This is a genomic window from Nocardiopsis sp. TNDT3 (assembly GCF_003427465.1).
In the GTDB taxonomy this organism is placed as follows: Bacteria; Actinomycetota; Actinomycetes; order Streptosporangiales; family Streptosporangiaceae; genus Nocardiopsis; species Nocardiopsis dassonvillei.
The window spans coordinates 1-2,689 of record NZ_QPFC01000374.1 but is presented as its reverse complement, the minus strand read 5'-3'; the positions used below and the strand labels follow the sequence as shown (position 1 = coordinate 2,689).

Annotated in this window: 1 protein-coding gene and 1 pseudogene; one reads left to right on the top strand and one right to left on the bottom strand. The window is 72.1% G+C overall.

Annotation, left to right across the window (positions count from 1 at the left end):
* On the bottom strand, positions 1-226 hold a 226-nt coding region (locus DQW06_RS29470), incomplete at its 3' end, for a hypothetical protein (protein WP_232832991.1).
* 232 nt (positions 227-458) lie between these two features.
* Here DQW06_RS29470 and DQW06_RS09910 point away from each other — a divergent pair.
* Positions 459-2,689: pseudogene (locus DQW06_RS09910) on the top strand (hypothetical protein); the annotation flags it as partial.

The following is a 2,689-nucleotide window of genomic DNA, read 5'->3' as shown; positions in this document are numbered from 1 at the left end:
CCGCGACCGGCACACCCCCCAGCGCCCCGGCGGAGCGGAAGCCGGGGGCGGACCCCGCGGCGGACCCGCTGCCGGACACCTTCCACAGCACCCTCGACACGCAGACCCCGCCCGGCCGGAGCGGACCGGTGACCGGGGAGGAGTCCTCCGACCCCGGGGCCGCGCCGTCCCCGCGGCCGGTTCCGACCCAGTCTGCGCCCGAGCCGAACACGAGCGACGAGACCACCGAGGATGCCCCTGCCGAGAACGGCGTTTCGCGGGAACGGGCGACACCGCCGGGCCCGCTGACCACCGGGACCGGGGATACGACGGCGGAGGCGGTGCGCCCGTCCGCGCCGCCCGGGGCCGAGACGCGCGTACCCACGGAGGAGACACGGACCAGGAGCGGAGAACACGAGGAGGGCGCGCCTCCCCCGCCCGCTCCGACCGAGAACGACGGCACCGAACCGAAGCCGTCGGTGCGGCCCGTCGACACCGACGTCACGAACACGGAGCACGCGCCCCCGCCGCCCCCGCAGCACGAGCACGACACCACCACAGAGCCCATCGAGACGGTGGACGCCACGGGCACGGAGCAACCTGCGCCGCCCCAGCAGGAGAACACCGGCACCACGAACACCGAGGACACGGAACAGCCTCCTCCGCCCCAGCAGGAGAACACCGGCACCACTGCGGACACGACGAACCCCGAGGACGCGGAACGCACGCCCCCTCCCCCGCCTCCGGAGGAGGACCCCCGCACCACCACCGACGGCACGGAGACGGAGCGCCCGCAGACCGACACCGGCGACACGCGGCGACGCGAGGAGCCACCGCCCCGGGACTACCCGGGTTCCGTGCGGCCGGAGCGGACCGGCACCCCCTACGACCTCGGCTACCTGCTGACGTCCAACCTGGTCAACTCCAGCATGATCCACGCCGAGCACCTGCGTTCGTTCGTGGACGACACCCTCGCCAACGACGCCGGACACATCGACGCCACGGTGCGCGACACGGTCAGGGAACAGATCGACGCCCAGGCGCGCGAGCAGACGGGCGTGTTCTTCCAGCCGGAGGGTTTCTCCACGACGGTCAACGGAGCGGACGGCTCCAGGTGGCAGGCGAGACTGCGGCTGAACCCCTCCCGTGAGGGTTTCCACCACGCGCCCACCCAGCCGAAGGAGGGCTCGGGCCCCACGGACCTGAAGCTGGTGGACGAGGCCGGGGAGGCCAACCCGGCCGAGGGCAGCGGCAGCCACGGCGGCACCAAGTTCATCGGCATGGGGTTCCAGGTCTCCCCCCTGCTCCTCGGAACGGTGGGCGGCGCCGACATCGGCCCCCGCTTCACGTTCAGCTTCTCGGGGGGAACGCGCCAGCGCCAGTCCGTGGACACGGCGGTCAGCCTCCACGACGGCTACAGCAGCTACGAGATCAAGGGCAAGCCCGAGATCTACGCCTCCGACCTGACCATGTCCTTCGAGCTGACGCCCGTCCACGTCCCCCAGACGCGGGCGCCGGGCAGCGGCACCGCCCAGGCGAACCGCAACGTCCCGGTCGACGGCACCGCCCCCAACACCACCACCGACAACAACAACGTTCCCGCTGACAACACCGCTCCCAACGACAACGCTCCGAACGGCGACGCACCGGCGAACGGCACCACCCCGCCGGACCGGGCCGTGAACGCCCGGGCCGAGTCCGCCAACGGGGTGGTCCTGGTCCTTCCGGGCGCGGTCGCGGCCAACACCGGCCCGGAGACGATCCGCCTGCGCGACCCCTTCGCGACCCAGGACCACCAGCGCGGCCGGAACGACGACGACAGGCCCGTGGGACCGCACGCGGACAAGGGCCACCCCGTGTCGGTCGGCGACATCCGGTTGAGCGACGGGTCCTCCGACAGATCCTTCCCCGACTGGATCGCCGACCACCTGTGGTCCCCGGAGCAGGACCGCGGGTGGTGGAAGTCCGCGGTCGACAAGGTGACGCCCGGGTTCGTCGACAGGCGCAGGCAGCAGAAGCTGGAAGCCTTCCACGACCAGGTCGGGGGGACCTTCTCCAAGAAGTCCATCCGCAACAACCTGCCCGAGATGACCTCGGGGCCCGCGGTCTTCACGGTCACCGACCCCTCGGGCAGGCCCCGGCTGGTGAGCATCCAGTCCGTGCCCACCGCCTACGACGTCAAGCCCCACACCATCCAGCCCGCGAAGTACATCAAGGGCAACAAGGCCGAACGCGAGAGCGGGAGCTCCGTCCGGCACAGCGACTTCCTCGGCGGCACCCTGGGCGCGGGAGTCAGCGTCGACGCGGGGGCCGTGGGCGGCACCCACAGGGCCCGTGTGGACGCGATAGCCGTGGAGGGGGGTCTGCGGGGCCGGTCGACCGCGGAGAGTTCGCAGCTGTCGTCGGGGGCGGTCAACCGCATGAACTACGGCAAGACCGAGTCGTCCGCCTACGACGTGCAGCGCAACTACTACGTGCACTTCGACGGCGAAACCGAGGTGTACCGCTTCCAGGGCGACACCGTCGAGATCCTCACCGTCCAGGAGGCCCGCATCCTGAACGGGGACGAGCCCTCGGACAAGGTGCCCGCGCCCCCGGCCCCCGTCCGGACCGAGGGGAGCGGTACGGCGCCCGAGGCGGTGAACCCTCCCGGGACCGTTCCCGGCACCACGGGGAACCAGCAGGCCGGGACCGACGGAAACCGGCAGAC